This window comes from Prosthecodimorpha hirschii, from assembly GCF_001305515.1.
Lineage (GTDB): Bacteria > Pseudomonadota > Alphaproteobacteria > Rhizobiales > Ancalomicrobiaceae > Prosthecodimorpha > Prosthecodimorpha hirschii.
In genome coordinates, this window is record NZ_LJYW01000001.1 from 6,029,218 (window position 1) to 6,055,807 (window position 26,590).

Consider the following 26,590-nt stretch of genomic DNA (forward strand, 5'->3'; position numbering starts at 1 on the left):
CGGAAACCTCGCCTTAACCCTGTCATGGCTTGATTGCTCCGGGCCGGGCGATAGAAGGTACTGCGTCGCGCCCGTGCCCGCTTCCCTCCGGGCGGTCCGCCCGGACCGCCCTGGACCGGAGGATCGTGATGGCCCGCGTCGAGAGTTTCGCGTCCTCGGGCTCACCTGCACCCATGCCGTCCGTCTGCCTCGCCCGACCGCGCATCCTGGTGTTCGATTCCGGGATCGGCGGCCTGTCCGTGCTCGGCGAGGTCGTGGCGGCCCGGCCGGATGCCGACTATCTCTATGTCGCCGACGATGCGGGCTTTCCCTATGGCGGCTGGGAGGAGGGCGCGCTGGTCGATCGGATCGTCGCGCTGATGGACCGGGTGATCGGCGAGATGGCGCCGGACCTGGTCGTCATCGCCTGCAACACCGCCTCGACCCTGGTGCTCGGCCCGCTGCGCGCGCGCTTCGCGGTTCCCTTCGTCGGCACGGTCCCGGCGATCAAGCCGGCGGCGGCGGCGACGCGGTCGGGGCTCGTCAGCGTGCTGGCGACGCCCGGCACCGTGAAGCGCGACTATACCCGCGCCCTGATCGACACCTTCGCCAGCCATGTCGCCGTCACGCTGGTCGGCTCGCACCATCTGGCCGCGCTCGCCGAGGCGGAGATGCGCGGCGAGGCGATCTCGGCCGACCTCATCCGCGCCGAGATCAAGCCCTGCTTCCGGCGCCAGCGCGGCGCCCGCACCGATACCGTGGTGCTGGCCTGCACGCACTATCCGTTTCTGGTCGAGCGCATGCGCGCGGTGGCGCCCTGGGAGGTGTCCTGGATCGATCCGGCCCCGGCCATTGCCCGCCGCGTCGTTCAATTGACCGGTCCCGCCGCCCCGGAGGAGGCGCCGCGCGCGCTGCGCGGGCGGGCGCTGTTCACGTCCGGGCGCACGCAGCCGCCGGGATTGGTCGCCCTGGTCGAGCGCTACGGACTGGTCCCCGTCGCAGCGTGACGGCGGACCCGCACCGGGTCTTGGCAAATCCGCCCGCATGACGGCAAACTGAGGGCCGGAACGGCGGAGCCACGGCGTCGCGGGGAGCATGTCGGAGATCAGAATCTCGGCCCACGGCGTGACCATCGGCCTGCGGGACCATGCCGGCGACCAGATCGATCGCGTCTGGATCGAATCCGGCTGGCAGGAGCCGGCGGCCCGGATCGCGTTCGAGACCGTCCGATGGGGCGTCATCGCCGTCCTCGGCCTGGTGACGCTGTCCGGCAAGGAGGGGGTGCGGCTGACCTGGTATCTGGCGCCGCTGTTTGCCGTCGGCTTCTGGCTGAAGACGGGCGGGCTCGCCGACCGGATCGGTCGGGCCGTGAGCCGCCATCGCGTCCTGATGCAATGCGGCGGAGAGCGGGTCTGGCTGTTCGATACCGGCGACCGGGATTTTGCCGAGGCGGCACGCGCGTTGATCGATGCGGTCCGGGCCGGAACGGAGGCGGGCCGCTTCACCCTCGACACCGAGCGCGCGACCATCCGGGCCGATCGGGCATAGTCCCGCCGGGCTGCCAGGCGGCGCAAAATCCCTCTGCCGGCTTGACTTCTCGGCCCTGCGCCTCTATCCACCCGGCCAGACAACGCGGGCCCCAACGGCCCGCGTTGTTTTTCCGTGCAGCCGTGGACCGGTCCCGACGCTGGGAACCTGGTCCTGTCGGCCTCCGCAAGGGGGCAGAGGAGGCCGCGCTCACCTCAATAATATCCGTGGCTTGCTGGCTGCGGTTCAACCAACGTGAGAACGCGATGTCCAAGCGTCACAGTGCGAAGTACAAGATCGACCGCCGCATGGGTGAAAACCTGTGGGGCCGCGGCAAGTCCCCGGTCAACAAGCGCGAATACGGCCCCGGCCAGCACGGCCAGCGGCGCAAGGGCAAGGTGTCCGACTTCGGCGCCCAGCTCAAGGCGAAGCAGAAGCTGAAGGGCTACTACGCCAACATCTCCGAGAAGCAGTTCAAGCGCACCTACACCGAGGCCATGCGCCTCAAGGGCGACTCCTCGGAGAACCTGATCGGTCTGCTCGAGCGCCGTCTCGACGCGGTCGTCTACCGCGCCAAGTTCGTGCCGACCCCCTTCGCGGCGCGCCAGTTCGTCAACCACGGCCACATTCTCGTGAACGGCCGCCGCGTCAACGTGGCGAGCTATCGCGTCAAGATCGGCGACGTGGTCGAGGTCAAGGAAGCCTCCAAGCAGCTCGCCATCGTGCTGGAGGCGACCCAGTCGTCTGAGCGCGATACGCCGGACTACCTGGAAGTCGATCACCACAAGATGACCGCGAAGTTCGCGCGCATCCCGGCGCTGACCGACGTGCCCTATCCGGTCCATATGGAACCGAATCTGGTCGTCGAGTTCTACTCGCGCTGATCCATTCCGTTTCGACGGTCGTTTTCGAGCAGTCGCGCCCCGGCGCGGCTGCTTTTTTCATGCCTGGAAGCCGGTCGTACCGCCCGGTTCGGGGACTTGAATTGCCGGCGAAGCATCGTACATCGGGCCGATATGATCGTGCGGCCTGCATCCGGCGGTCGTGGCGGGCAGGCTTCAGGATTGCCCCCCGACCGCGACCGATCGCGGCGGCCGCCGACGAAGCGGACGGTCCTCGGTGCGTTTGTCTCTTGTTCTCGGCCTGCCCGCCGCGGCGGGTCTCGTCCTTCTTCCGGATCTCGCCTCAGCCCTGACAGGTCTCAACGGCAATGCGCTGGCCGATCTCGCCAGCGTTCCGGTTGCGCTGGCGCTGGCCGTCGCGATCCTGCTGACCCGACCGCGCCCCGTCCGGTGGCTGCTCGGAATCCTTCTGGTGCTGATCCAGGGCGGCTGGCTCGCGACGCTGGCCTATTTCGGCGAAGTGCCGCAGCCCGAGCAGATCCTGATCTCCGGCAACGACACCCGCGACCTGATCCGCACGGCCTTCGGGGAATGGCGGGTGCTCGCGCCGCCCTTGGGCTTCATGCTCGCCTATGCGGCCATCCTTGCCGCCGCCGATCGGGCGCTCGGCCGCCACGGCTTGCCGCGCTTCGCGGTCGGCGGCGTGGCTGCGCTGGTCCTGCTCGGCGGCCTGGTGGCGCGGCCCTTTCTGCTCGACAACGCCTTCGCGGCCGCCCTCGGCCGCTCGACCGCCTCGGCAGTCGCCGTGCCCAATGCGGCCGGCATCGCGCTGCACATGCTCGTCTCGCGCATCGCGCCGATCGCGGGCCTTCTCGACGGGGACGCCCAGGTGGTGCCGCTCGGCGGCCCCCGGCCGGACCGCGGCGAGCCGGTGACCGTCGCGGTGATCATGGGCGAGAGCATCACGCCGCTCCGGATGAGCCTCTACGGCGGCAGCGGCACCGGGCCGGACTCGCCGCTGATTCGACGCCGGGCCGACCAGACCGGGCCGTTCCGGCTGACCGCCAAGCTCGGCCTGTCCGCCGGGACCGGAACGCTCGCCAGCGTGCCGACCTTCCTGCGCGTCAGCTACGCGCCGCGGGCTGCGGCCGGGCGGCCGCTGACCCTGTTCCGGCTGGCCAAGGCGGCCGGCTTCCGGACCTACTATGTCTCGGCCCAGCACATGCGTTTCGGCGAGATCGCCGGCGTGACCCCGGATGTCGATCGGATCGACGACGCCTCGCGGTCTGCAGCCCGCATCGCGCTGCGCCGCGACGAGTTCCTGCTCGACCGTCTGGAGGACTTCTTCGCCGCCGATCCGGATGGGCCGCGGTTCGCCTTCGTGCATCAGCGGGTCAATCACGCACCCTACCGCGCGAACTGCGCCGAAGCGGACCAGCCGCCGGTCCCTCCCGGCGCCAGCGGCACCGACCGGCGTCGTCTCGATTACGATATCGGTTTGGCCTGCTATGAGACCAATCTCGACCGGCTGCTCGCCTTCTTCGCGCGTCGTCCCGGTGCCGTCCACGTCCTCGTGACGGCCGACCACAGCGAGTTCACCGGCGAGCGCGGGCAGTTCGGCCATTTCATCGACGATGTCTACAATGTCGTCGTGCCCGCCATGCTGTTCACCAACCGGCCCGACTCGGACATCGCCCGCCGCTTCGCCGCCCTCGACTGGCCGACCGCCTACGAGATCGGTGCGCTCGCCACGCGGGCGCTCGGCTACGAGGTGCGCGATCCCAACTACGATCCGTCGCGCTTCTTCTTCAACCACACCATGCCGTTCGGCGTGGCCGGCCATTTCCAAGGCCGCAAGATCGATGCGACCACGCTGAGCGTCGAGCAGTACGCCCCGGACGGCCGGGTGCTGAAGACACAGCATTTCAATCTGGCGACCGACGTTCCGCGATAGCGATATCCCGTCGGGGCAAACGAAAACGGCCCGCGAACCGGAGTTCGCAGACCGTCGCAATCGCCGTGCGATTGTGGCAGGGGGCCCAGGGCCAGCGGCCCGGGGTCAGCGGGCCGGGTCAGGTGGCCGGGTCAAGGGGGGGCGGGGCCCCCGGGGCTGGTCAGCCGAAATGCGGCGACGGCGGCAAGGTCGGGCCGGGCCGGCCGGACTTCAGCCCCTCGGCGGTCTCGACCATGAAGCGACGCACCTCGGCCGGATCGAGATGATCGCGGCGCATCACCAGCCGAACCATCGGATCGGCAAGCATTTCGTCGAGTTTCGGTTCCGCCGTGGAAACGGCCCAGCGGACATCTTCGAAGCCCCTGAAGCCGCCGCAGGGGCCATGGTCGCTCATCGCGTGGAGCATGGTGCTCTCCTTGTCGTCGGTGCTGGTGAAGCCGGCGGGGGATCATCCCGTCGCCACGAAGGGTGATATAGGGAGCGTGTGGCGCGTTCGTGACTCCGGCGCGGCCATTTTTCGTCCGGCACAGCTCACGTTTTCGTTCCTGGAATCCGCCACGATCGCGCGCCTTATTGCTGCGGGCGGCAGCGCTTTGCCGGCTTTTGAGAAAGGCATTCCCGTGTGGCTCCGTTTCGCACTCCTCGCCGGTCTGGCTTCGGCCATGCCGGCAACAAGCCGCGCCGAACCGGCGGCCGACATCGTCGGCAAGACGGCCGTGATGGCGCTCGATGCCGATGCGGAGGCGGAGCTGCCGCAGTTTCTGCAGGATCTCGGCTATTCGGCGATCCAGACTCCGCGCGATCTCGCGCGCGGCAACTATGCGGTCCATCGCCTCGAGATTCTGACCGGCGGACCCGTCAGCGACGGACTGGCGACGCTGCTCGTCTGGAGGCTCGACAAGACGGTCGACAAGGTGCGCGGCGAATGGCGCGTGGCGGCGGTCCTCAGGGCCAAGGTCGGTTCGGAAAGCGCCTTCACGCAGGACTGCGCCGGCAACACCAAGGACAAGCCGCCGCTGACCTTCGTCTTTCACGAGGGCGGCGCGGTCGGCGGGCCGCCCAAGCAGGTGCTCGGATTCTTCCGTTTCGATCGGTCGACGGCCCGGCTCGACAGGCTGACCGGCAAGCCGCCCGTCTGCAAGGTGACCGAGGAACCCTACGAAGGGTGACGCCATCGATCGACGGGCGCGCCGTCACCGGGACCGTCTGCGTGCCGGACCCCGGTATGGCGGGCGGCGGCGGGCGATGGGACCCGGCCGACCGTGTCCGCAGGTTCGCCGGGCAGGTCCCCTGCGTCCGGGCGGTACCGCCGCGGGCGGACATGCGTTATGGTCCGCGCGCACCAGGCGGTGCCGGCAGCCGGCCGGCGCTGCGGACTGCAGGGTATCAGGGGACGACATGGCACGACCGCGATCCGGGACCGACGAGGCGGTGATGACGATCCTGCGCGGCTCGCCGACGCCGCTCACCGCCTATCAGGTGCTGGATGCCCTCCGGCCGCAGGGCGTGCAGTCGCCGCCGGTCGTCTATCGCGCGCTGGAGCGACTGGAGCGGGACGGACGCGTCCATCGGCTCGAACAGATGAATGCCTATTTCGCCTGCCACGGGCACCACGGCGCCGCGCCGGCCATCATCGCCATCTGCCGTCAATGCCGGAAAGTCGAGGAATGGGATAGCGCCGCCACCGTCGAGGCCCTCGGTGCCCGCGCTGCCGAGGCCGGCTTCAAGACGGAATCGCGCATGGTCGAAGTCCGCGGCCTCTGCCGGGCCTGTGCCGCCGCCGAAGACGGTGCGGAAACCCCGGCCGCATCGGCCTGCGGGCACGACCACCACCACGGTTGACCGGCCCGTGAAGTCACGACGGGCCTCCCGCAAGTAGTCCTGGCCTTCAGATTTCCTGGAGGTTCCGGCATCCAGACCCGCTCATCCGGCCTTCGGCTCCCCACCTCCTCCTGAAGGGAGAAGGGGAAGGAGCCGCGGGATCGGTGGTCGGCGACGGATGTGGGTTAGCGATGGGCTTCCCCTTCGCCCCCTGAAGGGGGGAGAAGGTGCCCGAAGGGCGGATGAGGGGGGCGATGCGGAAGCGGCGCGGTGAGGCCGCGGCTCGCGCCCCGGGGCGCGTAAGGCAGGCTGGCCGGAACCTCGGTTGCGCCGGCCGGCGATCGAGCCGGTGGGCGCAATCGGGCAACCGGCGCAGGCGATCGCTCGCAGAGATCAGGCGGTTTCGCGCACCTGCAGGCCGCGGCTCTTCAGGTGCGACTGGAGCTCGCCGGCCTGGAACATCTCGCGGACGATGTCGGCGCCGCCGATGAACTCGCCCTTGACGTAGAGCTGCGGGATGGTCGGCCAGTTGGAATAGTCCTTGATGCCCTGGCGCAGCTCGTTGGAGGCGAGCACGTTGATGCCCTTATAGGGCACGCCGAGATAGTCGAGGATCTGCACGACCTGACCGGAGAAGCCGCACATCGGCATCTGCGGGGTGCCCTTCATGAAGAGCACCACGTCGTTGGACTGAACCTCGGTGTCGATCATCGCATGGGTATCGGTCATCTTCGTCTCCTCGCCCGGGTCAAGGTCGGGCGGCTGTCGTGAGGTCGAATCGCTTATGGACGGGCTCCCGTCCGGTTCAGGCTTCCGGGGCGCTGGTCTGCAGCGCCAGGGCATGCAGCTGGCCGCCCATCTTGCCCTTGAGGGCCTGGTAGACCATCTGGTGCTGCTGGACCCGCGACTTGCCCGCGAAACTCGCCGAGACGACCTCGGCGGCATAGTGGTCGCCGTCGCCGGCGAGATCGCGGATCGTCACGATCGCGTCCGGCAGCGCGGCACGGATCATGGTTTCGATCTCGCGGGCGTCCATCGCCATTCCGGTATCCTCCTTCGATGACGAGCCGCCGGCCCGTCAGGCCGCGGCCATGAAGCGCGGGAACCAATCTTCGTGCCGTTTCACCAGCAGATCAACGGAAATGGCAATCCGATCCGCAATCGTCAACTCGTTGCCGCCGACCGTGCCGATCATGGTCGCCGGGACGCCGCCCATGGCCGCCTGGACCAGGATATGGGCCGCCTCGCCGGCGCTCGCGGTCATCACGTAGCGGGCCTGATCCTCGCCGAACAGGAAGGCGTGCAGCGGCACGGCGCTGCGCTCCGGCGCGGCGATGCGGCAGCCGCGGCCCGACGCCATGGCCATCTCGGCCAGACCGACGGCCAGTCCGCCGTCCGACAGGTCGTGCACGGCACCGACGCGGCCGTCCTCGATCAGCTTGCGGACGAAATCGCCGTTGCGCTTCTCCACCGCGAGATCGACCGGCGGCGGCGCACCGTCCTCGCGGCCGAAGAGCTCGCGCAGATAGATCGACTGGCCGAGCCAGCCGGCCGTGTCGCCGACCAGGATTATGGCGTCGCCGTCCTGTCGGAAGCCGATGCCGACGCTGCGCGAGACATCGGCCAGGAGGCCGACGCCGCCGATCGCCGGGGTCGGCAGGATCGCCTGGCCGTTGGTCTCGTTGTAGAGGCTGACATTGCCCGAGACGATCGGGAAGTCGAGCGCCCGGCAGGCCTCGCCGAGCCCCTGGATGGCGCCGACGAACTGGCCCATGATTTCCGGCTTCTCGGGATTGCCGAAATTCAGATTGTCGGTGACCGCCAGCGGGGTCGCGCCGACCGCGGTCAGGTTGCGCCAGGCCTCCGCGATCGCCTGCTTGCCGCCCTCGAAGGGATCGGCCTCGACATAGCGCGGGGTCACGTCGCAGGTGAAGGCGAGGCCCTTGTTCGAGCCCTCGACGCGCACCACGCCGGCATCGCCGCCCGGATGCTGGATCGTGTTGCCCTGGATGAAATGGTCGTACTGCTCGACCACCCAGCGCCGCGACGAGAGATCCGGCGAGCCGATCAGGCTCAGCAGCGCCTCGTTCCAGTCGGTCGGCGCCTCGGTCTCCGCGACCGCGATCACGGCCGGTTTGGCCGGCGCGATCCAGGGGCGGTCATATTCCGGGGCCTGGTCGCCGAGGTCCTTGATCGGCAGATCGGCCATGACCTCGCCCTGGTGGCGGACGACGAAGCGCAGCGTGTCGGTGGTGCGGCCGACGACCGCGAAGTCGAGGCCCCACTTGCGGAACACCGCCTCGGCCTCGGCCTCCTTCTCCGGATGCAGCACCATGAGCATGCGCTCCTGGCTCTCCGACAGCATCATCTCGTAGGCGGTCATGCCCGGCTCGCGACAGGGCACCTTGTCGAGGTCGAGTTCCAGGCCGAGGTCGCCCTTGGCGCCCATCTCGACGGCCGAGCAGGTCAGGCCGGCGGCGCCCATGTCCTGGATGGCGATGACCGCACCGGTCTGCATCAGCTCCAGGCAGGCTTCGAGCAGCAGCTTCTCGGAGAAGGGGTCGCCGACCTGCACGGTCGGGCGCTTCTCCTCGGAATTGTCGTCGAACTCGGCCGAGGCCATGCTGGCGCCGTGGATGCCGTCGCGGCCGGTCTTGGAGCCGAGATAGACGACCGGCATGCCGATGCCTTCGGCCTTGGACAGGAAGATGCCGTCGGCCTTGGCGAGCCCGGCCGCAAAGGCGTTGACGAGGCAGTTGCCGTTGTAGCGGGGATGGAAATTGACCTCGCCGCCGACCGTCGGCACGCCGAAGGAGTTGCCGTAGCCGCCGACGCCGGCGACGACGCCGTTGACGATATGGCGCGTGCGCGGATGGTCCGGCGCGCCGAAGCGCAGCGCGTTCATGGCGGCGATCGGACGGGCGCCCATCGTGAACACGTCGCGCAGGATGCCGCCGACACCGGTCGCCGCGCCCTGGTAAGGCTCGATATAGGAGGGGTGGTTGTGGCTCTCCATCTTGAAGACGACCACGTCGCCGTCGCCGATATCGACCACGCCGGCATTCTCGCCCGGCCCGACCAGCACGCGCGGCCCGGTCGTCGGCAGGGTCTTCAGCCATTTCTTGGAGGACTTGTACGAGCAGTGCTCGTTCCACATGGCCGAGAAGATGCCGAGCTCGGTCAGCGTCGGCTCGCGTCCGATCAGATCCAGGATGCGCTGATACTCGTCCGGCTTCAGCCCGTGATCGCGCACCAGTTCGGGGGTGATCTTGATGTCGTTCGGAATCATGAGAAACGATCTCTGCGGCCGCGGCGGCCCTGAGCCGTTCACATAATGGGTCGCGGCATCGAGGTAAACCTTTCGGCGCGGTTCCGGGCGCATGCGGGCTTCGGAGGGCGGCCGTTTCCGTGTTATCATTGCCCGAGAGGTGCCGCATGAACACGCCGCAACGCCGCCCGGACCGGTGGTCGCTCCACGAATTCCAGGAGATGGAGCTCAACGCACCGCCGAATGAGAAGTGGGAGCTGATCGACGGAATCATCCACAAGATGATGACCGGCGGCTCGCTGGCGCATAACGAGATTGTCGGAAACTTCTCGTTTTCCCTGAGGTCCAAGTTGCAGGCGATAGGGTCGCCGTGCCGAGTATACACCGAGAACGTACGCCTTGTGTCGGACCGGAATGACACATCGACCTATCCCGATATTGCCGTGCGTTGCGGGCCGCGCGTTCTCGACCAGAAGGAGATGACCGATCCTGTCCTCCTGGTCGAGGTCCTGTCGCGCAGCACCGGCGAGAAGGATCGCTACGACAAGGCGGAGGCCTATTTCCGCATTCCGACCGTGCAGCACTACCTGCTCGTCGCGCAGGACCGCATGGACGTGACGGTGCTGGCGCGCGGCGCGGCCGATTGGGTGCGGACGCGCTTCCATGCGCCCGAGGATCAGGTCGATATCCCGTCGCTGGGCGTCTCGCTGACGCTCGCCGATATCTATGAGAATGTGAAAGAGATCGTCGGACCCTACTGAGGGACCCGACGGATTGGGCACCCGCCCGGCGGATGCCGTGGCGGATCGCGCTCAGGCGGCGACGGCGCGGACCAGGCTGTCGAAGATGCCGCGGCCCTCGGTGCAGCCGTGCAGCGGCTCCACGAAATCCTCCGGATGCGGCATCATGCCGAGGACGTTGCCGCGCTCGTTGAGGATGCCGGCTATGTGGTTGAGCGAGCCGTTCGGATCGGCCGCCATCGTGGTCTCGCCGGCCGCGTCGCAATAGCGGAACACGACCCGGCCATCGCCTTCGAGCCGGGCGATCGTCTCCGCATCGGCGAAATAGTTGCCCTCGCCATGGGCGATCGGGTTTCGGATCACCGCGCCGGCCGCATAGGCGTTGGAGAAGGCGGTGTCGGCATTGTCGACGCGCAGGCGCACGACCTTGCAGGCGAATTTCAGCGAGGCGTTACGCAGGAGCGCGCCCGGCAGCAGGCCGGCCTCGGTCAGGATCTGAAAGCCGTTGCAGACGCCGATGACGTAGCCGCCGCGCGCCGCATGACGGTGGATCGCGTCCATGATCGGCGCGCGCGCCGCGATGGCGCCGCAGCGCAGATAGTCGCCGTAGGAGAATCCGCCCGGCACGGCGACGACATCGACATCCGGCAGTTCGGTCTCGGCGTGCCAGATCATGTGTGGTGCGACCCCGGAGGCGAGTTCCAGGGCCTTGGCCATGTCGCGCTCGCGATTGATGCCGGGGAAGACGACGACGGCGGACTTCATGGCGATGCCTCCGTCACGCGAGTTCGATGCGATAGGTCTCGATCACCGTATTGGCGATGAGTTTCTGGCACATGGCGTCGAGATCGCGCCGGGCGGCATCCGCGTCGGCCGTGGCGAGCTCGATTTCGATCACCTTGCCCTGGCGCACATCCTCGACGCCGGAAAAGCCCAGGCTCGACAGCGCACCCTGGATCGCCTTGCCCTGCGGGTCGAGAACGCCGTTCTTGAGCATGACGGTGATGCGGGCTTTCATGGGGCGGATCCTTCGACTGGGGCGGGCCGGCGTGGCGTGGATCGCCAAGACGATCGCGCCGTACAGAACCGTTGCGGGCCGTAGCATGGCGGCATCCGGCGAGGCAAGCGCCGCACTGCGCCGCGGCGTGAGTTCCGAGCCGGCACCGTCCTGGAAGGACGGCGAGTGCCGTGCCCGTCCCAAATGAGCCCGCCCGCAAACAGAAAAGGCGGCGCTCGGTGCGCCGCCCCTTTTCGTACCGTCACCGCAGTCACTGAACCAGCGTCGGCCCGGTGGTCTGGTTGCGCTCGTTGTCGTTCAGGATGCCGAGACGGCGCGCGACCTCCTGATAGGCTTCGAGCATGCCGCCGAGATCGCGGCGGAAGCGGTCCTTGTCGAGCTTCTCGCCGGAGCTCTGGTCCCAGAGCCGGCAGGAATCCGGCGAGATCTCGTCGGCGAGCACGATGCGCATCATGTCGCCTTCCCAGAGCCGGCCGAACTCGATCTTGAAGTCGACCAGGCGGATGCCGACGCCGAGGAACAGGCCGGACAGGAAGTCGTTGACGCGAATCGCCAGCGCCATGATGTCGTCGATGTCCTGCGGGCTCGCCCAGCCGAAGGCCGTGATGTGCTCCTCGGAAACCATCGGGTCGCCGAGCTCGTCGTTCTTGTAATAGAACTCGATGATCGAGCGGGGCAGGGCGGTTCCTTCCGGAATGCCGAGCCGCGTCGACAGCGAACCGGCGGCGACATTGCGCACGACCACTTCGAGCGGCACGATCTCGACTTCGCGGATCAGCTGCTCGCGCATGTTCAGACGCTTGATGAAATGCGTCGGAACACCCAGCGAGTTCAGCTGCGTGAAGATGAACTCCGAAATCCGGTTGTTGAGGACACCCTTGCCGTCGATGACCGCGTGCTTCTTGTTGTTGAACGCGGTCGCGTCGTCCTTGAAGTGCTGGATGAGCGTGCCCGGCTCGGGCCCTTCATAGAGGATCTTGGCCTTGCCTTCATAGATGCGACGACGACGACTCATGGGGACGTACCGTGGTCTCTCGAGAAAATCCATACCGAATGAGATCTCCGTTCGGTGCAGGCGCTGGTCTTGCGCGCGGTGGCCCGACTTCCACAGTGTCGATCGAGCCTCGCGTGGTTGCACCTCTGCGAAGTACGACGCGCGGGCGGATGGAATCTCCAACCGGTCCCGCGCGCACATGGGCGCACACTACCCGATCGGCTTCGGAACCACAATGTTCACCTCCGAAGCCGGGGCAGGACGCCCGGTATCCGGAGACGGCGCAGCGATCAGACTTTTTCCTGCCCCCCGCTTATTCCGCGCCACGTTGATCTTATCTGTCAGGGAGGCTATCCAAGCCGCAACCGTTGCCCCTTATCTGGGGTGTGGGCCGCGATGTTTCCAGGAGAGACGGACATGACGACCTTTGACCGCCGTGAAGAGGGCTTCGAGAAGAAGTTCGCGCACGACGAGGAACTTCGGTTCAAGGCCACTGCCCGCCGCAACAAGCTGATCGGACTGTGGGCCGCCGAACATCTCGGCCTCTCCGGAGAGAAGGCCGAGGAATATGCCCGCGAGGTCGTCCGCGCCGATTTCGACGAACCCGGCGAGGAGGACGTGTTCCGCAAGATCCGCGCCGATCTCGATGCCGCCAAGGTCGAGCAGTCGGATCACCAGATCCGGCGCCGGATGGACGAGCTGATGGCCGTCGCCGTCGAGCAGATTCGCGCCGGCTGACCTTTCGGTCCGCAGACAGAGATGAAACCCGTCGGTCCCGCCGGCGGGTTTTTTCATGCCGTCCGTCTCAGTGCCCGCCTTCAGCGCGCCCGTCTTCGAGGCAGGCTCCTGGCGCGCTTGCCGCGACGGGGCGGGGCGCCCTACCATCGGTCGACCCGGGACTCCGGCTTCGGCCTGCAGGTCCGCATGGGTCCGGCGGCCCGGGTGCCGCGCACCGGCGGGTCGGACAGAACAAGCATCGGGAGCCGAGCCCGGGTCGACCGGCGCGAACGGTTCCTGGTTCGCAAGATGGTGAACGCCGGTCGACCGGCGTCGGAGGAAGCAGCATGGCGTCGAAGTCCCTCATCGAAACCGTTCGCGCAGGCGAAACCGTCTATCTCGGCTGGGTCGGCAATCCGGATCCACTGGTCGCCGAGACGATCGCCCGGGCCGGGTTCGGCGCCATCAATCTCGACATGCAGCACGGGCTGCACGATCCGGTTTCGGTGATGCGCGCGATCGGCTCGGTCTCCGCCGCGGGCGTGCCGGTCATCGTGCGCGTGCCGGTCGGCGACTTCGCCATGGCCAGCCGGGCGCTCGACATGGGGGCGCAGGCGGTGATCGCCCCGATGGTCAACACGGTGGCGGATGCCCGCGCCTTCGCGGACGCCATGAAATATCCCCCCATCGGCAAGCGCAGCTGGGGGCCGACCCGGGCCATGATGCTGACCGGGGACGCCAGCGCGGCGGCCTATCTGCAGCGCGCCAACGGCGAGACCCTGTCGCTCGCCATGATCGAGACGCGCGAGGCGCTCGACAATCTGGAGGCGATTCTCGATGTCGACGGCATCGACGGCATCTTCGTCGGCCCGTCCGACCTGTCGCTGACCCTCTCCAACGGCCAGGTGGTCGACGGCGATGCCGCCTTCCTGGACGAGCCGATCCGCCACATCCTCAAGGTGACCCAGGCCAAGGGCAAGGTGCCGGCGATCTTCACGGTCTCCGGCGTGCGCGCCCGCGCGATGGCGGATCTCGGCTACCGGATCATCGCGGTCGGTCTCGATGCGCTCTACCTGCGCGAGGGCGTCCGCCGCATGCTCGAACCGACGCTGGACCGCTGACGCCGGACTGCCGAGACGGGTGCCGGATGGCCGCGCGCGATCCGGCCCCGCGCCGGGCGTGACCCGCATCGGTCCCGCGCCGCCCGTCGCGGTCAGCCGGCGATCCAGCCGGTCGCCAGAGCCTCGGCCCAGTCCGGGCGCCCGGCGCGACGGGCGAGGGCGGCGGCCTGGTCCCAGTCATATTCGAGGACCCGGAAGGTGGCGCACCACTCGCCCTCGCGGCCGCGCTCGATGATGGCGTAGCGCGCATGCGGGCTGCCGACCGCCATGACGTGCGGAACCGGCGTCTCGTCGCGATAGGCCGGCAGGCCGACGCTGCCCGGGTTGACCACGGTGCGCCCGGTCGGCAGCCGGTAGATGCCGGGGCGGTGGCTGTGGCCGCAGGCGATCAGCGTCGCCATGATGCCGCCGAGCCGCCGGTCGATCTCGTCGCCGCCCGCGCCGATCGGGCCGAGGGCCGTCACGGTCTCGACCAGATAGCTGTCGTCCGATGTCGGCGTGCCGTGGCAGAGCAGGATCTCGCCCTCGACGCGCAGGCTGGCCGGAAGGGTGCCGAGCCAGTCGCGATGCCCGTCGTCGATCCGGTCATGGGCGAAGCGGTCGGACGGACCCATCGCGTCGGCGGCCTGTTCGAGCAGATGCCGGTCGTGATTGCCGCGGACCGTCACCCAGCCGAGATCGATCAGCTGGTCCGCCGTCTCGGCCGGCAGCAGCGGGCCGGACAGGCAGTCGCCGAGATTGACGACCAGATCGGGCGCCGTGTCGGCCAGATCGGCGATCACCGCCTCGAGGGCGAGGGCATTGCCATGGATGTCGGCGATGAGGGCGAGGCGCAAGCGGGGCTCCGGATCGGCGAGGGGGCAGGGCTGCCGCCGGCAACAGGGGCCGACGACAGCCCTGCATATCAGGCCGCGTCCCGGCTGGGCAGCGCCGGGGCGTCATGGGCGGCCCGGGCCGCGCGCAGTTCGGCCAGCATGTCGCGGTTCAGCCGCTCCATGCTGCGCAGCCGCTCCTGCATCTCCTCGATGGTCCGGTTGCCGGTGTTCTGGAGCAGGAAGACCATCAGGAAGGTGCAGATGGTCGTGCCGGTATTGATGACCAGCTGCCAGGTATCCGAAAAATCGAAGACCGGGCCGGTCACTGCCCAAATCACGACCAGCGCGAGCGCGGCCGTGAAGGCATAGGGATGACCGAGATGGATCGAGATCCACTCGGCCAGCAGTTCGAAGCGGTTGGTGAGGAACTTGGTCATGGCTCTCTCCCTGCGACCGGCCGCCGGCGGCGACGCGAGGGAGGCCGAGCGGGTCAGCCTTCGATGCGGCGCCGGGGCGGCACGGTCTGTCGACTGTCGCTGGACATGACGGGTTTCCGGGTTGCTGCGGCGTCGCGCGCCGCTGGTGGGCATGTGCGCCCTCGCAGACGAAAAGGCAAGCCGCGCGAACGGCTTGCCGCGATCATCACGGCGTGAGCGCCGGGTCAGGGCGCTGTCACGTCGCGGGCGAAGAGGCCGGCGCCGGCTCGCGACGCCGGTGCGATCTAGGCTCGTCCGAAGACGCGCCGGAAGATCGTGTCGACATGCTTCAGGTGATAGCCGAGATCGAACTTCTCGCGGATCTCCGCCTCCGACAGGGCGGCGCGGACATCCGGGTCGGCGAGCAGTTCCTCCAGGAAGTCGACGCTGGCGCTGCCGTCGCGCTGGTAGCTGTCCCAGACCTTCATGGCGTTGCGCTGGACGAGGCGATAGGACTCCTCGCGGCTGACGCCGGCCTGGGTCAGGGCGAGCAGGATGCGCTGCGAATGCACCAGGCCACCGAGCCGGTCCATGTTCATGGCCATGCGCTCGGGATAGACGACCAGCTTGTCGATCACCCCGGTCAGCCGGGCGAGCGCGAAATCGAGCGTCACGGTCGCATCCGGGCCGATCATGCGTTCGACCGAGGAATGCGAGATGTCGCGCTCGTGCCAGAGGGCGACATTCTCCATCGCCGGCATCGCGTAGGCGCGCACCATGCGGGCGAGCCCGGTCAGGTTCTCGGTCAGGACCGGGTTGCGCTTGTGCGGCATGGCCGAGGAGCCCTTCTGGCCGGGCGAGAAATACTCCTCCGCCTCCAGGACCTCGGTGCGCTGAAGGTGGCGGACCTCGATCGCCAATCGCTCGACCGAGGAGGCGACCACGCCGAGCACGGCGAAGAACATGGCGTGCCGGTCGCGCGGGATGACCTGGGTCGAGACCGGCTCGACGGCGAGGCCCATCTTCTCCGCGACATGCTCCTCCACGCGCGGGTCGATGTTGGCGAAGGTGCCGACCGCGCCGGAGATCGCGCAGGTGGCGACCTCGTGGCGGGCGAAGACCAGCCGCTGCCGGGCGCGGGTGAATTCGGCATAGGCCTCGGCGAGCTTCAGCCCGAAGGTGACCGGCTCGGCATGGATGCCGTGCGAGCGGCCGATGGTCGGGGTCAGCTTGTGCTCGAAGGCGCGCCGTTCGATCGCCTTGAGGAGCTGGTCGACGTCGGCGATCAGGATGTCGGCGGCGCGCACCAGCTGCACGGCGAAGCAGGTGTCGAGCACGTCCGAGGAGGTCATGCCCTGGTGCACGAAGCGCGCCTCCGGCCCGACGATCTCGGCCAGATGCGTCAGGAAGGCGATCACGTCATGCTTGGTGACGCGCTCGATCTCGTCGATCCGCGCCACGTCGAACTGTGCCGGCCCGCCCAGCTCCCAGACCCGCCTGGCGGCCTCCTTCGGCACCACGCCGAGCTCGGCCAGCGCGTCGGTCGCGTGCGCCTCGATCTCGAACCAGATGCGGAAGCGCGCCTGCGGCTCCCAGACGGCGACCATCTCGGGACGGGAATAGCGGGGGATCATGGGAAGCCTCGGAATGTCGGGAAATCGGCCGAGGGCTTAGCAGAGGGGGGCGCGTGGCTCAACCGGAATGGGTTGCGGCGGCCGATCGGTTTGGCGATCGGATGGGGGATTGCGGTAATCGGTTCTCTTAAAAATGCTGGCTCACTGACCGTCCGCGGCCGGCGCCGGATCGGTAGCCGCCGGGGCCGGTGCCGCCGTCGGGGCCGCCGGCTTCGGCTTCTTCGGTTTGGGCTTCTGGGGCGGCTTGGGCTTGACGGGCGGCTTGGAGCCGGCCGGTGCTGCGGCGACCCCCGGTACCGGCGCGGGTCCCGACCCGGCCGCCGGCGTCCCTCCGTCCGGCGCGGCGATCGCCTTGCCGGCCTGCGGGTTCTTGTCGAAGCTCGCGGCGATGCCGATGTAGCGGCGCTCGCCGCCGCCGAAGCCGAAGCGGTAGACGCTGACGATCACGATCAGGACCGGGCCGCGGCCGTCGCGCGGATAGACGATCACGTCGGACAGGCCGTAGCCCTTCGGGCAGCCGCGGCTCGGCGGCAGGTCCTTGTCCTCGTGCAGGATGCGGATCGGCTGGCCCTGGGCGTCCTCGAGCTGAAGCACGAAGCCGCGCAGCTCGTTGCCGAAATTGCAGCCCTGCCGGGTCAGCTGGTGTTCGGTCAGCCGCAGCCGGACGGTGCCGAGGCCGGGCGAGCGGGCGTCGTCCGGCACCGTGAAGGCGAGGAAGCGTGCGGCCGCCTCGACCTTGTCGGCCGGGTCGCTGAGGATCGTCTTGCCCTGCCGGCCGATGCCGAGCGTGACCAGCGTCGAGGAGGCCTGGTTGCGGGTCTGGCTGCGCGCCTGGTCGAGCTTGGCCCAGTTCTGCTGCAGATGGGTGCGGAAGGGCGAGCCCGGCACCCATTCGTCGATGCGGTTGTCGATCACGTAGAGGTTAGAATAGGGGAAGTTCGACGCGTCCTGGACGCCATATTCCTCGAAGGCGAAATAGGTGCCGTCCGGCGAGAAGCCGAGGATGTCGCGCCGGGCCGCGTCCGCCGCCTGCGCCGAGCCGGCGTAAGGCGTCGCCAGGACGGCGAGGAGCGCGATGGCGCGACAGAGGTTTTGGCACCGGGACGGCACGGATTTCCTTCCCTTCGAGTCGGTCTTAGACCGGCTTCTTTCATAGCAGGATGTCGGCGCCAAGAGGGCGCGGCAAGCCGGCAACCATGCTAGGACGGTGCGTCCCTTCGGAATCAGGATCGTGGCGCCGTGCCGGTGCAGGGCCGAAGGGAGTGCGCCGGCGGTATCGCCGGAGCGCGGCTTGCGCTATTGGCGACACCGGTGAACGTCTCCAAGGGTTCCTCATGAGCGATGTGATTGTCCTCGGTGCCGGCATGGTCGGCGTCTCCGCCGCCTTGCACCTGGCCATGAAGGGCCGATCGGTGGTGCTGGTCGACCGTCGCGAACCGGGCGAGGAGACCAGCTACGGCAATACCGGCATCGTCGAGCGCGAAGGCTATATACCGGTCACCATCCCGAAGGATCCGCGCGCGCTGCTGCGCTATGCGCTCAACCAGGCGCCGGAGGCGAACTATCACCTGTCGCACCTGCCGAAGGTCGCCGGCTGGCTGATGCAGCTGTGGTCGCGCTCCAACACGGCCGGGGTCGAGGCCTATGCGGCCGACAACGAGCTCCTGTGCCGCCACGCCGTCCCCGAGCACCGTGCGCTCGCCGCCGCCGCCGGCGCGGAGCGCTACTTCCGGCAGACCGGCTGGATCCGGCTCTATCGCAGCCCGGCGAGCTTTGCCGGTGCGGCCAAGCTGTTCGAATTGTGCGACCGCTACGGCGTCGCCTACCGGGTCATGGATGCCGACGGCCTCGCCGAGATCGAACCGCATCTGGCGCGCATCATGCACAAGGCGGCGATCTGGCCGGAGACCGACAGCGTGTCCTGGCCGGCCGGCGTGACCAAGGCCTACGCGGCCCGCTTCCAGGCGCTCGGCGGCCGCTTCGTGCATGGCGACGCGCGCTCGCTGACGCGGACAGCGGACGGCTGGTCGGTCGTGGCCGGCGGCGAGACGGTCACGGCCCGTGAGGTCGTCGTCGCGCTCGGCCCCTGGACCGGCGACATCCTGGCCCCGCTCGGGCTGAAATTCCCGCTCATCGCCAAGCGCGGCTACCACATGCATTTCGGCGCGACCGGCAATGCGGTGCTGAACCACCCGATCGTCGATGTCGAGCACGGCTTCTGCCTGACCCCGATGGAGAAGGGCATCCGCCTGACCACGGCGGTCGAATTCGCCGACCGCGACGCCCCGCCGACACCGCGCCAGCTCGAGCAGCTGAAGCCGATCGCGCGGGCTCTGTTCCCGCTCGCCGAGGAGCGCGACGAGACGCCCTGGCTCGGCCGTCGGCCTGCCTTGCCGGACTCGCTGCCGGTGATCGGGCGGGCGCCGGGCGTGCCCGGGATGTGGCTCGATTTCGGCCATGGCCATCTGGGCTTCACGCAGGGGCCGATCTCGGGCAGGCTGATCGCCGAGGCGATGACCGGCCAGACGCCGCTCGTCGATCTGCGCCCCTTCCGGGCCGAACGCTTCTTCGGAGGTTGAGCGCGGCATGTCGCGCGGTTTCGCCTGGTCGATCATTGCGATCATCGCCGCTTCGGGGCTGGCGGGCTGGCTGCTCTATGGACCGGTCGCGCGCCAGAGCGAGCTCGGCGTGTTCCTGCTGATCGGCGCGGTCCTGCTGCTGTTCCTGTCTCTCGGCCTCGCCGCCGATGGCGGGCCGGGGAAGGCCGAGCCGGCCGGCCCGAAGCGCAAGGCGAAGACCACGGAGACGGCCGGCGATGCGCTGCCGGGCGACGTGGCCGGCATTCGGGTGGTGGTCTCGGAGCGCGGCATTTCGGTGCCGTTCCAGGCCGGCTGGCGCGACTTCGCCGGCTATCCCGAATTCGTCATCGATCCCGATTTTCCGGCCGGCGCGCTCGAACTGGAACTGGTCGAGCCGGCGCATGCTTCCTTCGGGGTGATCGGCCAGCGCGGCGTCGTCTTCCGCGACGACGGTTCGCTCCGGCTCGACATCGATGGCGTCGCGACCGAGTTCGACGATCTCGCCGCCCTGTTCGCCTCGCCGCAGCGGTCCGATCTCGGCCGCGAGCGGAACGCCGGGCTGTTCCTCGAACTGTTCGGCCATGTCTATGCCATCGATCCGTCGGGCGGTCTGGTGCCGGCGGCGGACGGATCCGGCGATCGGCGCGGCCGGCTGGTCGATATCCTGACCGCGGCCACCCATAGCGGCGATCGCGCCCGCTTCGAAAGCCGCATGAGCCCCGGGCGCGTCTTCGGCGTGATCGGCGGCCGGCCGGTCCGCGTCGGCGAGGACGGCACCGTCGAATGGATCCGTTCCGACGGCGTGGTGATCTTCCCGAGCCTGCTCGCCGCCCGTACCGCCATCTCGGCATCCTGACCGGTCGGGCTGAGCCTGTTCGCCCCATCGGGCGCCCCATTGAGTGACCTGTCGCGGCATGGGGTCAGCCGCGCGAGACGATGGGCGCCGTCAGCCCCGATCGACCCGTCAGGGTTCGCGCAGCGGCAGGCTCGGCGTGTCCTTGACGGTCGCGACCACGATGCGCGACTGCACGTCGGAGACGAGCTGGGAGTTGAGCAGCTTCATGCGCAGGAAGTCGTCATAGGCCTTGATGTCATCGGCGACGACCTTGATCATGTAGTCGACTGCGCCCGTGATCCGTTCGCACAGAACCACTTCCGGCCATCGGTTCACCATCCGGTCGAACTCCTGCATGTTCTCGGTCGACGGCAGGGCGAGCTTGACGAAGGTGTAGGAGGCGAAGCCGAGGCCGACCATCTCGCGGTCGACCAGCGCGGCGGTGCGCCGGATCACGCCGGCCTCCTTCAACCGCTTGATCCGGCGCCAGCAGGGCGTCTGGCTCATCCCGGCCCGGTTCGCCACATCGGCCACCGAGAGCGAGGCGTCCTCCTGCAGAACGCGGAGGATTCGAATGTCTCCGGCATCGAGTGAAATTTGATCGGTCATCGGCGATTCCTGGAAGATTTCATTCGATCAGATCGGTCCAACCGGGGAAATAGCACGGAAATCGCCGCAAAGGCGGAGCATATTTCCCTCTGCATGCGGGACTTTTCGGCACCACCCGCCCAAACCGGCGGCACGACCGGCGGGCGCGGCCCGGACGGGAACGCAAAGGGTGCCGTCCGCGTCGGATGGACGGAAGCCGAGGTTCGGAGCGGTCGCTCCGGCGGCACCGGCAAAAGGCGTTGCGGGCACGATGCGGTCCGGTCGACCCATCGGGCTTTGGGAGGGGTTCGATGACGGAAGCGGTCAGGGCGATCACGCTCGACGACAAGTATGCTCTGGAAAGCGGCCGGGCCTACATGACCGGCATCCAGGCTCTGGTGCGCCTGCCGCTCGACCGCATCCGGCTCGACCGGCGCGCCGGGCTCGATACGGCCGGCTTCATCTCGGGCTATCGCGGCTCGCCGCTCGGCGGCTACGACCAGCAGCTGACCGGCGCGCGCCGGCTGCTCGGCGCCCACAACGTGGTCTTCACCCCCGGCGTCAACGAGGAACTCGCCGCCACCGCCGTCTGGGGCACCCAGAAGGTCGGGCTGGCCGGCCAGGGGTCCAAGCATGACGGCGTCTTCGGCATCTGGTACGGCAAGGCGCCCGGCGTCGACCGCTGCGGCGACGTGTTCCGCCACGCCAACGCCTCCGGCACCGACCGCCACGGCGGCTGCCTGGCGATCGCCGGCGACGACCACCTCGCCAAATCCTCGACCGTCGCCTGCCAGTCCGAATTCCATTTCGCCGACCTGGAGATCCCGGTCCTCAATCCGGCCGACCTGCAGGACGTGCTCGATTTCGGCCTGCACGGGCTGGAGCTGTCGCGCTATTCCGGCCTCTGGGTCTCGCTGATCGCGCTCGCCGACACGATGGATTCCTCCGGCATCGTCGACGTCGATCCCGCCCGCCTGAAGTTCCTCCGGCCGCGCGACCTGATGGACCCGCGCGAGGGCGGCGATTTCAACAAGCCGATCCTGCTCAAGACGCGGCTCGAAAACGAAGCCTCCGTGCGCGAGATCCGGCTGCCGGCCGCCAAGGCCTATGTGCGGGCGAACGGGCTCGACGGCATCCGCTTCGGCTCGCCGCGGCCGCGCATCGGCCTGGTCGCGACCGGCAAGGCCTATCGCGACCTGCGCCAGGCGCTCGACCTGCTCGGCATCGACGATGCCCGCGCCACCCGGATGGGGCTCGCCATCTACAAGGTCGCGATGAGCTGGCCGATCGAGCCGATCGGCATCGCCAACTTCGCCAAGTCGCTGGAAACGCTGGTGGTCGTCGAGCACAAGCGGCCGCTGATGGAAGCCCAGATCAAGGACCTGCTCTACAACTGGCCGGACCATCGCCGCCCGCAGATCTGGGGCAAGACGACCCCGAAGGGCGAGCCCTTCCTGTCCTCGATCCGCGATCTCTCCGCCGCCGAGATGGTACCGGCCCTGATGTCGGTGCTGCCCGGTGCGGCCGAGGATGCCGAGATGCGCGCGGTCGCCGACCGCATGGTGCAGCAGTCGATGTGGGCGCAGGGCCACGCCACCGACGCCAAGCGCTCGCCCTATTTCTGTTCCGGCTGTCCGCATTCGAGCTCGACCAAGGTGCCGGACGGCGCCCGCGCCATGCCGGGCATCGGCTGCCACGCCATGACCGAGGTCGCCGAGCGGACCACCGAGGGCCTGGTCGCCATGGGCGGGGAGGGCGTGCCGTGGGTCGGCGCGCATCATTTCGCCAAGGACGGCCATATGTTCGCCAATCTCGGCGACGGCACCTTCTACCATTCCGGCAGCCTGGCCATCCGCCAGGCGGTCGCCGCCAAGGTGCCGATCACCTACAAGATCCTGTTCAACGACGCCGTCGCCATGACCGGCGGCCAGCCGCATGACGGGCCGCTCAGCGTGCCGAAGATCGTCGCCTTGGTGGCGGCCGAGGGTGTCGAGCGCATCGTCGTGGTCAGCGACCATCCCGAACAGTTGTCCGCCCGGTCGGACCTTCGCGGCGTGCCGGTGCATCACCGCGACGAGTTGCTGACGGTCGAGCGCGAGTTGCAGGGCTACCGGGGCGTCTCGGTCCTGATCTACGACCAGACCTGCGCGGCCGAGAAGCAGCGCCGGCGCAAGAAGGGCAGCTTCGCCGACCCGGCCCGGCGCCTCTTCGTCAACGATCGCGTCTGCGAGGACTGCGGCGACTGTTCGGTCCAGTCCAACTGCGTTTCCGTCGAGCCGGTCGCGACCGATTTCGGTCGCAAGCGCAAGATCAACCAGTCGAGCTGCAACAAGGACTATTCCTGCGTCGCCGGCTTCTGCCCGTCCTTCGTCTGGGTGGAAGGCGGCGCGGTCCGGCGCGCGCCGAAGACCGGACCGGATCCGGCGACCCTCGCCGCGGCCCTGCCGGTCCCGGTTCGGGCCGGCCTGGAGCGGACGCTGAACCTGCTCGTCACCGGCATCGGCGGCATGGGGGTGACCACGGTCGGCGCCGTGCTGGCGGTGGCGGCCCATCTCGACGGCTTGAACACGCTGACGCTCGACATGACCGGCCTTGCCCAGAAGGGCGGCCCGGTCACCTCCTTCGTCCGCTTCGCCCCCGGCGGCACGGCGATCGAGGGGCCGCGCGTGCCGACCGCCGCGCTCGACGTGCTGATCGCCTCCGACATGCTGGTCGCCGCCGGCGCCGAGACGCTGACGGTCATGTCGCAGGCGCGCACCGCCACGGTGGCCAACGCCCGCGTCGCCCCGACGGCGGAATTCGTGCTGCGCCAGGTGCAGTCCTTCGAGGCGGCGCGGCTGTCGCGCACGCTCGCGGAGGCCTCGCGCGACTATGCGGAGTTCAATGCCGCGGGCCTTGCCGAGAAGCTGTTCGGGGACGCCATCTATGCCAACATGATGCTGGTCGGCGCCGCCCTGCAGAAGGGGCTGCTGCCGGTCTCGCTGGCGGCGGTCGAGAACGCCATTCGGCTCAACGGCGCCTCCGTCGGGCAGAACCTGCAGGCGCTCCATGCCGGCCGGCTGATCGCGGTCGATCCGGCCGCGGTCCTGGCCCTGGTCGAGCCGGATGCGGTCCTGCCGGAACGCAGCCTCGACGAGCGCATCGCGTTTCTGGCCGACGAGCTGACCCGCTACCAGGATGCCGCCTATGCGGCGCGCTACCGCGACCTCGTCGCCACCGTGCGTGCCGCCGAGGCCCGCGCGATGGGGCCGGGCGTCGAGCGGCTCGCCTGGGCGGCGACGGAAAATCTCTACAAGGTCATGGCGATCAAGGACGAGTACGAGGTCGCCCGGCTCTATGCCGACCCGGCCTTCAAGGCGAAGCTCGCCGAGCAGTTCGAGGGCGTCGACAAGATCCGCGTCATGCTCGCCCCGCCGCTGATCGCCCGGCACGACCCGGCGACCGGGCGCCCGCGCAAGATCGCCTTCGGTCCCTGGATCTTCGGCGCCTTCCGCCTGCTGGCCGGTCTGAAGGGCCTTCGCGGCGGCATGTTCGACGTCTTCGCCCGCACCGGCGAGCGCCGTGCGGAGCGCGCCCTGCGCGAGGACTACGCGGCCGACCTGCAGCGGCTGGCCCGCGATCTGACGCCGGCCAACCACGGGCTCGCGGTCGAGATCGCCCGCGTGCCCGAGACTGTGAAAGGCTACGGTCCGGTCAAGGAGGCCAACATGGCGCGGGCGGCCAAGCGGCGTGAAGGGCTGGTCGAGCGCTTCGCCGCCGGTCCCGCCATGCGCCCGGTCCTGGTGGCGGCCGAATAGGCCCGGGGACGGCAAAAAGCCCGGCCGGAGGAACCGGCCGGGCGCCCAAGACCCGGTTGCGCGGGATCGCGTCGCGGGGATGACCTCAGGCTGCGCTGCGCTGCCGGTCGCGGCGCTGGCGCACCTCCTCGGTGATCACCTTGAGGAAGCCGTCCACCGTGCTGCCGAGGCGCCCGGCGACGGCCGCCAGATCGTCCGAGACGCGCTTCACCTCTGCCGCGGCGGCCTCGGTCTCGCTCGCCGCTCCGCGCAGCCCGCCGACGCTGTTGGCGACTTCGGCCGAACCGCGCGAGGTCTCGGTGATGTTGGCGGCGATCTCGCGCGTCGCGCGATCCTGCTCGCCGACCGAGGCGGCGATCGAGGCCGTCAGGTCGGTCACGCCGTCGATGGTCCCGGCGATCTCCTGGACCGAGCCCTCGGTCGCATGGGCGGCCGTCTGGATGGCCTCGACGCGGCGGGCGATGTCGCCCGTCGCCTTCGCCGTCTGTTCGGCGAGCGACTTGACCTCGGAGGCGACCACCGCGAAGCCCCGGCCGGCCGCGCCGGCGCGCGCGGCTTCGATGGTGGCGTTGAGGGCGAGCAGGTTGGTCTGGTCCGCGATGGTCCGGATCATCTCGACCACGGTGCCGATTTCCTCGGCGGTCGCGGCGAGGGCGGCCATGTCGGCATTGGTCCGGCTGGCCACGGCGGCGACCTTCGCGACCATCCCGGAGGCCCGGTTGGCGCGATCGGCGATGTCGGCGATCGAGGTTCCCATCTCCTCGGTCGCGGCCGTGATCGTCTCGATATTGGCGGACGCCCGGCCGGAGGCGCGGGCCGCGGTATCGGCCTGACTGGCGGTCAACCCGGCGACGCTGCGCAGCGAGGCGGCCGAGCCGTCCATCGAACGGGTGCCGTTGGACAATTGTTCGATCGCCGCGCTCACGTCCCGGCGGAAGTCGAGAATGATCCGCTCCAATTCGCGGCTCTGGGCGTCGTGCTTGGTCTCCTCCTGGCGTGCGGTCGTTTCCAGGCGTTCCCGATCGAGCATCGTGTTGCGGAAGAACTGCACGGCCCGCGCCATGGCGCCGATTTCGTCAGGGCGGTCGGCATGGCTGATGTCGGTCGAGGTATCGCCTTCCGCAAGGCGGCGCATCTGGGCGGTCATGGAGGAGATCGGGCGGCTGATGCGCCGGTCCGCCACCAGGACCATGATGCCGGCGATCAGGATCGCGAAGGCGAGGCCGATCCACTTGCTGGCATCGCCGATCGCGACCGCCTGTTCGGTATCGGCATGCACCTCCTCGTTGGCGGCTTCGACCAGGTTGCTGACCTGCTCCATCTCCTCTTCGAGCACCTTGAAGGCGCGATCGAATTCGGGCAGTCGGGCGGTCAGGCTGGCGAGGTCGCCGCGACTGGCATTCTCGATCAGGGCGCCGGCCGTCACCACATAGGCCTGCAGCGCCGGCTTGACCTTGGCGGCCGCCGCGCGCGCCTTGGCGCCGAGTTCCACCGTTTCCAGTTTCGCCAGACGGGAGGCGAAGATCTCCTCGTAGGACTTCAGGTCGGCCCGGACCTCGGCGAGCATCGCCGCATCCTTGGTGCTGGCCGCATAGTAGGACCGATAGACCGCCGCCAGGATCGAATCATGCGCCATGTCGGCATCGGTCTGCTGCCGCAGGGCCGTGATGCCGTCCTCCGTCCGCCGCGCCGCCTCCCGATATTCTCCGGCCAGGAAGAAGATGATGCCGGACAGGGTGGCGGCGACCAGAAAGGAGGCTGCGTTCAAACCGAGGATGATCTGGCGCAATTGCATGTTACGAGAACTCCCGCAGTGGGATCGAGATCTGAAATCCGGCATCGCGCCTGTCTATGGCCACGGCACCGCTCGGACCCCAGACAGACGCGTACGGCTATCCCTCGCGGCATGCGATCGACGGTGCGAAGGTGCTGATCTGCAGGTCTC

General features: G+C 68.9%; 25 protein-coding genes. 12 read left to right on the plus strand and 13 right to left on the minus strand.

Annotated elements, in window-relative coordinates; translation table 11 throughout:
* Positions 1-128: 128 nt before the first annotated feature.
* The 4 genes from murI to ABB55_RS26480 all read left to right on the plus strand — a co-directional run bounded on the left by murI (position 129) and on the right by ABB55_RS26480 (position 4,302).
* Positions 129-986 (plus strand): glutamate racemase, encoded by an 858-nt coding sequence (murI, locus tag ABB55_RS26465; protein WP_083463973.1) that lies wholly within the window; start codon positions 129-131, stop codon positions 984-986.
* 88 nt (positions 987-1,074) lie between these two features.
* Positions 1,075-1,527: a hypothetical protein gene (locus ABB55_RS26470; RefSeq protein ID WP_054361507.1), complete on the plus strand. Its 453-nt coding sequence runs from the start codon at positions 1,075-1,077 to the stop codon at positions 1,525-1,527.
* 245 nt (positions 1,528-1,772) lie between these two features.
* The gene (gene rpsD / locus ABB55_RS26475; protein ID WP_054361508.1) at positions 1,773-2,390 is read left to right on the plus strand and encodes a 30S ribosomal protein S4; all 618 of its coding nucleotides are present in this window, start codon (positions 1,773-1,775) and stop codon (positions 2,388-2,390) included.
* A 235-nt stretch (positions 2,391-2,625) separates the two neighbouring features.
* Positions 2,626-4,302 carry a sulfatase-like hydrolase/transferase gene (locus tag ABB55_RS26480; protein WP_152982200.1) on the plus strand — a complete coding sequence of 559 codons (1,677 nt, stop codon included), beginning with the start codon at positions 2,626-2,628 and terminating at the stop codon, positions 4,300-4,302.
* Between the two features lie 160 nt (positions 4,303-4,462).
* Here ABB55_RS26480 and ABB55_RS26485 read toward each other — a convergent pair whose 3' ends face one another.
* Positions 4,463-4,708, minus strand: coding sequence for a hypothetical protein (locus ABB55_RS26485; protein ID WP_054361510.1), 246 nt, complete (start codon positions 4,706-4,708; stop codon positions 4,463-4,465).
* On the opposite strand from ABB55_RS26485, the gene ABB55_RS26490 reads away from it, so the two are divergent.
* Together ABB55_RS26490 and ABB55_RS26495 are read left to right on the plus strand one after the other, a co-directional pair.
* Positions 4,707-5,471 carry a hypothetical protein gene (locus tag ABB55_RS26490; RefSeq protein ID WP_152982201.1) on the plus strand — a complete coding sequence of 255 codons (765 nt, stop codon included), beginning with the start codon at positions 4,707-4,709 and terminating at the stop codon, positions 5,469-5,471. The two genes, ABB55_RS26485 and ABB55_RS26490, sit on opposite strands and share 2 nt — an antisense overlap.
* A gap of 229 nt (positions 5,472-5,700) precedes the next feature.
* Positions 5,701-6,144: a Fur family transcriptional regulator gene (locus ABB55_RS26495; protein WP_083463974.1), complete on the plus strand. Its 444-nt coding sequence runs from the start codon at positions 5,701-5,703 to the stop codon at positions 6,142-6,144.
* Positions 6,145-6,516: 372 nt separating this feature from the next.
* Here ABB55_RS26495 and grxD read toward each other — a convergent pair whose 3' ends face one another.
* From grxD to purL, 3 genes are all read right to left on the minus strand, one after another.
* Positions 6,517-6,852, minus strand: a complete 336-nt coding sequence (grxD, locus tag ABB55_RS26500) for a Grx4 family monothiol glutaredoxin (protein ID WP_054361513.1) — start codon at positions 6,850-6,852, stop codon at positions 6,517-6,519.
* Positions 6,853-6,928: 76 nt separating this feature from the next.
* Entirely contained in the window at positions 6,929-7,165 is a 237-nt protein-coding gene (locus ABB55_RS26505) for a BolA family protein (RefSeq protein ID WP_054361514.1), read from the minus strand.
* Between the two features lie 36 nt (positions 7,166-7,201).
* On the minus strand, positions 7,202-9,412 hold the full coding sequence (purL, locus tag ABB55_RS26510) for a phosphoribosylformylglycinamidine synthase subunit PurL (protein ID WP_054362314.1): 2,211 nt from the start codon (positions 9,410-9,412) through the stop codon (positions 7,202-7,204).
* 146 nt (positions 9,413-9,558) lie between these two features.
* Between purL and ABB55_RS26515 the strand changes: the two genes are divergently transcribed.
* On the plus strand, positions 9,559-10,152 hold the full coding sequence (locus tag ABB55_RS26515; protein ID WP_054361515.1) for a Uma2 family endonuclease: 594 nt from the start codon (positions 9,559-9,561) through the stop codon (positions 10,150-10,152).
* 51 nt (positions 10,153-10,203) lie between these two features.
* Here the strand turns inward: ABB55_RS26515 and purQ are convergent, their stop codons facing one another.
* From purQ to purC, 3 genes are all read right to left on the minus strand, one after another.
* A complete protein-coding gene (gene purQ / locus ABB55_RS26520) occupies positions 10,204-10,896 on the minus strand; it encodes a phosphoribosylformylglycinamidine synthase subunit PurQ (protein ID WP_054361516.1) in 693 nt (230 codons plus the stop codon).
* Between the two features lie 13 nt (positions 10,897-10,909).
* The gene (gene purS, locus ABB55_RS26525) at positions 10,910-11,149 is read right to left on the minus strand and encodes a phosphoribosylformylglycinamidine synthase subunit PurS (RefSeq protein ID WP_054361517.1); all 240 of its coding nucleotides are present in this window, start codon (positions 11,147-11,149) and stop codon (positions 10,910-10,912) included.
* 250 nt (positions 11,150-11,399) lie between these two features.
* Positions 11,400-12,197 carry a phosphoribosylaminoimidazolesuccinocarboxamide synthase gene (purC, locus tag ABB55_RS26530; protein ID WP_054361518.1) on the minus strand — a complete coding sequence of 266 codons (798 nt, stop codon included), beginning with the start codon at positions 12,195-12,197 and terminating at the stop codon, positions 11,400-11,402.
* Between the two features lie 363 nt (positions 12,198-12,560).
* Between purC and ABB55_RS26535 the strand changes: the two genes are divergently transcribed.
* On the plus strand, positions 12,561-12,881 hold the full coding sequence (locus tag ABB55_RS26535; RefSeq protein WP_054361519.1) for a DUF1476 domain-containing protein: 321 nt from the start codon (positions 12,561-12,563) through the stop codon (positions 12,879-12,881).
* A 326-nt stretch (positions 12,882-13,207) separates the two neighbouring features.
* Positions 13,208-13,981: an HpcH/HpaI aldolase family protein gene (locus ABB55_RS26540; RefSeq protein ID WP_054361520.1), complete on the plus strand. Its 774-nt coding sequence runs from the start codon at positions 13,208-13,210 to the stop codon at positions 13,979-13,981.
* A 92-nt stretch (positions 13,982-14,073) separates the two neighbouring features.
* On the opposite strand, the gene ABB55_RS26545 is transcribed toward ABB55_RS26540, so the two are convergent.
* The 4 genes from ABB55_RS26545 to ABB55_RS26560 all read right to left on the minus strand — a co-directional run bounded on the left by ABB55_RS26545 (position 14,074) and on the right by ABB55_RS26560 (position 17,956).
* Complete coding sequence (locus tag ABB55_RS26545; protein WP_054361521.1) at positions 14,074-14,817, minus strand: metallophosphoesterase family protein; 744 nt, start codon at positions 14,815-14,817, stop codon at positions 14,074-14,076.
* Positions 14,818-14,885: 68 nt separating this feature from the next.
* Positions 14,886-15,233 (minus strand): low affinity iron permease family protein, encoded by a 348-nt coding sequence (locus ABB55_RS26550; RefSeq protein WP_054361522.1) that lies wholly within the window; start codon positions 15,231-15,233, stop codon positions 14,886-14,888.
* Between the two features lie 284 nt (positions 15,234-15,517).
* Positions 15,518-16,846, minus strand: coding sequence for an adenylosuccinate lyase (purB, locus tag ABB55_RS26555; RefSeq protein WP_054361523.1), 1,329 nt, complete (start codon positions 16,844-16,846; stop codon positions 15,518-15,520).
* Positions 16,847-16,987: 141 nt separating this feature from the next.
* Complete coding sequence (locus tag ABB55_RS26560) at positions 16,988-17,956, minus strand: DUF2259 domain-containing protein (protein WP_054361524.1); 969 nt, start codon at positions 17,954-17,956, stop codon at positions 16,988-16,990.
* 224 nt (positions 17,957-18,180) lie between these two features.
* Here ABB55_RS26560 and ABB55_RS26565 point away from each other — a divergent pair, with 224 nt between their 5' ends.
* Entirely contained in the window at positions 18,181-19,425 is a 1,245-nt protein-coding gene (locus tag ABB55_RS26565; RefSeq protein ID WP_054361525.1) for an NAD(P)/FAD-dependent oxidoreductase, read from the plus strand.
* A 7-nt stretch (positions 19,426-19,432) separates the two neighbouring features.
* On the plus strand, positions 19,433-20,281 hold the full coding sequence (locus ABB55_RS26570) for a hypothetical protein (protein ID WP_054361526.1): 849 nt from the start codon (positions 19,433-19,435) through the stop codon (positions 20,279-20,281).
* A 108-nt stretch (positions 20,282-20,389) separates the two neighbouring features.
* Here ABB55_RS26570 and ABB55_RS26575 read toward each other — a convergent pair whose 3' ends face one another.
* The gene (locus ABB55_RS26575; protein ID WP_054361527.1) at positions 20,390-20,869 is read right to left on the minus strand and encodes an Lrp/AsnC family transcriptional regulator; all 480 of its coding nucleotides are present in this window, start codon (positions 20,867-20,869) and stop codon (positions 20,390-20,392) included.
* A 290-nt stretch (positions 20,870-21,159) separates the two neighbouring features.
* Here ABB55_RS26575 and ABB55_RS26580 point away from each other — a divergent pair, with 290 nt between their 5' ends.
* A complete protein-coding gene (locus ABB55_RS26580) occupies positions 21,160-24,645 on the plus strand; it encodes an indolepyruvate ferredoxin oxidoreductase family protein (RefSeq protein WP_054361528.1) in 3,486 nt (1,161 codons plus the stop codon).
* A gap of 85 nt (positions 24,646-24,730) precedes the next feature.
* Here the strand turns inward: ABB55_RS26580 and ABB55_RS26585 are convergent, their stop codons facing one another.
* Positions 24,731-26,440 (minus strand): methyl-accepting chemotaxis protein, encoded by a 1,710-nt coding sequence (locus ABB55_RS26585; RefSeq protein WP_054361529.1) that lies wholly within the window; start codon positions 26,438-26,440, stop codon positions 24,731-24,733.
* Positions 26,441-26,590: the final 150 nt, after the last annotated feature.

What these genes read in the sequence shown, in the direction of transcription:
- murI (WP_083463973.1), top strand. Translation starts at nt 129, where the DNA reads ATGGCCCGCGTCGAGAGTTTCGCGTCCTCGGGCTCACCTGCACCCATG.
- ABB55_RS26470 (WP_054361507.1), top strand. Translation starts at nt 1,075, where the DNA reads ATGTCGGAGATCAGAATCTCGGCCCACGGCGTGACCATCGGCCTGCGG.
- rpsD (WP_054361508.1), top strand. Translation starts at nt 1,773, where the DNA reads ATGTCCAAGCGTCACAGTGCGAAGTACAAGATCGACCGCCGCATGGGT.
- ABB55_RS26490 (WP_152982201.1), top strand. Translation starts at nt 4,707, where the DNA reads ATGGTGCTCTCCTTGTCGTCGGTGCTGGTGAAGCCGGCGGGGGATCAT.
- ABB55_RS26485 (WP_054361510.1), bottom strand. Translation starts at nt 4,708, where the DNA reads ATGCTCCACGCGATGAGCGACCATGGCCCCTGCGGCGGCTTCAGGGGC.
- ABB55_RS26495 (WP_083463974.1), top strand. Translation starts at nt 5,701, where the DNA reads ATGGCACGACCGCGATCCGGGACCGACGAGGCGGTGATGACGATCCTG.
- grxD (WP_054361513.1), bottom strand. Translation starts at nt 6,852, where the DNA reads ATGACCGATACCCATGCGATGATCGACACCGAGGTTCAGTCCAACGAC.
- ABB55_RS26505 (WP_054361514.1), bottom strand. Translation starts at nt 7,165, where the DNA reads ATGGCGATGGACGCCCGCGAGATCGAAACCATGATCCGTGCCGCGCTG.
- purL (WP_054362314.1), bottom strand. Translation starts at nt 9,412, where the DNA reads ATGATTCCGAACGACATCAAGATCACCCCCGAACTGGTGCGCGATCAC.
- ABB55_RS26515 (WP_054361515.1), top strand. Translation starts at nt 9,559, where the DNA reads ATGAACACGCCGCAACGCCGCCCGGACCGGTGGTCGCTCCACGAATTC.
- purQ (WP_054361516.1), bottom strand. Translation starts at nt 10,896, where the DNA reads ATGAAGTCCGCCGTCGTCGTCTTCCCCGGCATCAATCGCGAGCGCGAC.
- purS (WP_054361517.1), bottom strand. Translation starts at nt 11,149, where the DNA reads ATGAAAGCCCGCATCACCGTCATGCTCAAGAACGGCGTTCTCGACCCG.
- purC (WP_054361518.1), bottom strand. Translation starts at nt 12,197, where the DNA reads ATGGATTTTCTCGAGAGACCACGGTACGTCCCCATGAGTCGTCGTCGT.
- ABB55_RS26535 (WP_054361519.1), top strand. Translation starts at nt 12,561, where the DNA reads ATGACGACCTTTGACCGCCGTGAAGAGGGCTTCGAGAAGAAGTTCGCG.
- ABB55_RS26540 (WP_054361520.1), top strand. Translation starts at nt 13,208, where the DNA reads ATGGCGTCGAAGTCCCTCATCGAAACCGTTCGCGCAGGCGAAACCGTC.
- ABB55_RS26550 (WP_054361522.1), bottom strand. Translation starts at nt 15,233, where the DNA reads ATGACCAAGTTCCTCACCAACCGCTTCGAACTGCTGGCCGAGTGGATC.
- purB (WP_054361523.1), bottom strand. Translation starts at nt 16,846, where the DNA reads ATGATCCCCCGCTATTCCCGTCCCGAGATGGTCGCCGTCTGGGAGCCG.
- ABB55_RS26565 (WP_054361525.1), top strand. Translation starts at nt 18,181, where the DNA reads ATGAGCGATGTGATTGTCCTCGGTGCCGGCATGGTCGGCGTCTCCGCC.
- ABB55_RS26570 (WP_054361526.1), top strand. Translation starts at nt 19,433, where the DNA reads ATGTCGCGCGGTTTCGCCTGGTCGATCATTGCGATCATCGCCGCTTCG.
- ABB55_RS26575 (WP_054361527.1), bottom strand. Translation starts at nt 20,869, where the DNA reads ATGACCGATCAAATTTCACTCGATGCCGGAGACATTCGAATCCTCCGC.
- ABB55_RS26580 (WP_054361528.1), top strand. Translation starts at nt 21,160, where the DNA reads ATGACGGAAGCGGTCAGGGCGATCACGCTCGACGACAAGTATGCTCTG.
- ABB55_RS26585 (WP_054361529.1), bottom strand. Translation starts at nt 26,440, where the DNA reads ATGCAATTGCGCCAGATCATCCTCGGTTTGAACGCAGCCTCCTTTCTG.